This is a genomic window from Paramaledivibacter caminithermalis DSM 15212, from assembly GCF_900142245.1.
GTDB lineage: Bacteria > Bacillota > Clostridia > Peptostreptococcales > Caminicellaceae > Paramaledivibacter > Paramaledivibacter caminithermalis.
Genome location: NZ_FRAG01000117.1, coordinates 1 through 3,120, shown reverse-complemented (window position 1 = coordinate 3,120; position 3,120 = coordinate 1). Strand labels below are relative to the sequence as shown.

3 protein-coding genes and 1 pseudogene are annotated in these 3,120 nt (G+C 34.6%); 3 read left to right on the top strand and 1 reads right to left on the bottom strand.

The features are described 5' to 3' along the window. Positions 1-205 precede the first annotated feature (205 nt). The 3 genes from BUB36_RS20475 to BUB36_RS20470 all read left to right on the top strand — a co-directional run bounded on the left by BUB36_RS20475 (position 206) and on the right by BUB36_RS20470 (position 943). Complete coding sequence (locus tag BUB36_RS20475; protein WP_278247879.1) at positions 206-340, top strand: hypothetical protein; 135 nt, start codon at positions 206-208, stop codon at positions 338-340. Between the two features lie 165 nt (positions 341-505). After that, positions 506-703, top strand: a complete 198-nt coding sequence (locus BUB36_RS18630) for a helix-turn-helix transcriptional regulator (RefSeq protein WP_073153782.1) — start codon at positions 506-508, stop codon at positions 701-703. A 111-nt stretch (positions 704-814) separates the two neighbouring features. Beyond that, positions 815-943: a hypothetical protein gene (locus tag BUB36_RS20470; RefSeq protein WP_278247878.1), complete on the top strand. Its 129-nt coding sequence runs from the start codon at positions 815-817 to the stop codon at positions 941-943. Positions 944-1,067: 124 nt separating this feature from the next. On the opposite strand, the pseudogene BUB36_RS18625 reads toward BUB36_RS20470, so the two are convergent. Continuing rightward, positions 1,068-3,026, bottom strand: a pseudogene (locus BUB36_RS18625) (Tn3 family transposase); the annotation flags it as partial. Between the last annotated feature and the right edge of the window lie 94 nt (positions 3,027-3,120).

Here is a 3,120-nt window from a genome sequence, read left to right as displayed (position 1 = left end):
TTCTAATGCCTAGGAACTAGATAATATCTAAAAAACAATACTAAGAACACAAAAAAAATCAAGCATTTACAAATTTCTACACAATTTTTACAAAATAGGGTACATCTCTACCTATTTTTTATTTTTGGGTAAAAAAGCATAAAAAAAGTATTGACGAACCACGTTGCTACGTGGTATAATATAATTAAGAAAGGAGGGAAGGAAATTGAGGGATAGCGACGAGTACATAAACTTAGCAACATCATTAATCAATCTAGTTACAGCAATAGTCGTATACAAAACAGCAAAAAATCAAAGGAACGTTCCTAAAAAGAAACGTCCCAAGCGAAAAAAGAAATAACCATATAGGGGAGTTGCAGCTCCCCTATACAATAAATTATATCATATTAATTGAAAATATTCATGATGGAGGGAAAATTCATGATAAAATATATAAGTTTAGCTATAAGTATTATAGCTTTAATAATAGCGATAAAGGCTTATATAGAATCAAGGAGGGATTAGGATGAAATTGAGAGAGATAAGAAAGGTTAAAGGATTGTCTGTTCCGGCACTTTATAGACTTTCAGGTGTACCAGTTCGCACTATTGAAGATATAGAAAAACGTGGGGACTGCAAGGTCTCCACTGCTAAAAAACTAGCGGCAGCCCTAGAAGTTACGCTTGATGAGTTGTGTGATTTTCAGGGCATTAAAGAAAGCTAGAGTTTTTATGATGTAAAGAATAGGTTAGCGGAGAATCTTAAAGGTTCTCCATTTTTTTATTATAGGACAATTCATGTTATTCATATACATTACCAGAGAGGGTGATTGTATATGGATAAAATAATATATACAGGACAGATTACAGAGGAAGAATTAAAAAAAGAACTAAATAAGTTATTAAATCAATTTCTTAGAGAATTAAGTGATAATAATAAAAAAGAAGTTACTGAAAGCCAGTAGGGGTAGTACCAGCGAAGCTGTAACCAGGGGCAAAGTAGATAGAAATAAGTCTGAATCAAATATATAGGGCCGTGGCTTGCATAAAACACTAAGTTTTGCTTAAGCCACGGTCCTATATGTTAAATTAACTAGCTAAGATATCTAAAGCTAACCTTTCTTCCATATTTAAATCGAATTTCCCATAAGGATTTATATGTGAATAAATGAGTGGTGTTAATGCTCTAAAATCTTCTTTTTCCATAATGTTGTACCATTTCTTTTGTGATAATACTTGTTGTATCATCAAGGTATTTATATATACTAGACAGTTTTGGAGGAGGTGTAAAGCTAAAACTGATGTCTCCTGGTCTTCAATTCGGTTCGTTGATATTTCTCCACCCTTACCATAGAAAATGAATGAATTAGCACTATTCCAATTTTCAACAGTGTTAAGACCTTCGTGAATTTCTCTTCTAAGAATTTCAGAATTGAGATACTCACATAGAAATATTGTTTTTACTACCTTACCTAATTCTAAAAAGGCTAGGTATGTTGGATGTTTTACATTGTTACGAGTAAATCTTTTCAGTATGGCTTCTGTTTCTGCTGTGCCAAGTCTTAACGCAGTTGCATACTTAACCATTTGATCATATTGCTGCCGAATTAAGTCCCAATTAATCGGTCTTGTAAGAATTGCTTTCAAATTTGGATAGGCATCTCCCATGCCGGTATCAGGACGATAAAGTTTTTGCTTATAAATAGCTTTTAATCTTGGCATGAGCTTAAGACCTAGTAGATGGCAAAAAGCAAACGCTACTTCGCTTTGACCATGTGAATCTACATAATTCTTTTGTATCTCCATATCTGTACAATGCCTTAGCAACCCTTCAATCATAGCTGAAACCTCAGACGATGAACAGGTTTTAAGCTGAGAGTAAATACATGTAGATTTCTTTTCCACATGCCAATAAATCATAACTCCACGGCCCCTATAACGAATATGCCACTCAGTCATTAGATTCTGATCCCAGGCACCGAATTTTTTAGAATCTGAAGCACAGGTCGTGGTTCCATCACCCCATATATCCTCGATACGGCAGTTAAGTATAGCATTTACTACTGAAGATATTGCGTTTCTAAGGTTATCTTTATTGATGAATTTACGCCTAATGTACAGTAAATCCTTATAATTTTCTCCATGATTACCAGCCGAAACACGTTTCAATCCTGTATTAGTACCTAATCCATAAAGTGCAAGTATAAGACGTTTTTGAATAATTGAACGATCTAACTGCTCTCTAGAAGTCATTGTCTTAAAATGATCTGTAAATGACAGTCTTAAGTCAGCTTCTTTTAATACATCAAGTAGGTTAGTCATGGGCCATAGTCGTGATACCTCGGCTTTTACTCTGAAAAGATTTTGTGGTTCAGGCTGTGGATCTAAAGGTGAAAGGGTAATCCATCCACCAGCTCTTTCAGATAATTTAACCTTTGAATTTTTAGGTAATCCGTTATTAAACATACTAAGTGCTTCATGCATGGACTCTTTTAAACTAGATATAAACTTTTCTCCATCTAGTGGATGTTTTAAAGCCTTATAATTTTCTTCTCTTCGTTGTTCAAAATCCGCTGGAAGGTCTTCATCAGGATTCCTATACCTATTAGCTCCCTTAACCCATATTTCTTTACATCTCAATTTATCACGTAAAGCTTGAAGGGCAACTATTTCATAGTTAATCCGATTAATTCTTTCTACTTCATTATCATCCTTTTCAATTACAGTTTCCTTCATCATTGGACGTACTATACCATCAATAGGAATATATTCAGAGATAGGGAAGTAATGCATACTGGTTATTGAATATCTTTTTATGATCTCCAAGGCATGAATAACGGGCCTATGTACGTCATTATTGGAGCAAAATTCTAAAGTGTTAAGTAACTCCGGTACCATTCGTCTATAATGATTGCCATAGCTTGCACGCATTACAGTATATACTTTCCTGCGGTATGCTACACCAGTGTTTTTAAATTCTTTAATCAATGCTTTGAGTGTTTGTTCGCTTACTACAGGAAATAGTACATCTTTTACAATTCCATCGGGTTTATAGTTTTGGGGTGTAAAACCTCGACCCTTGTGGTCGAGGCTGTAAGCCCCATTCATTTTAGGGGTTCGATGCCCCTAAAATGAATTAAAC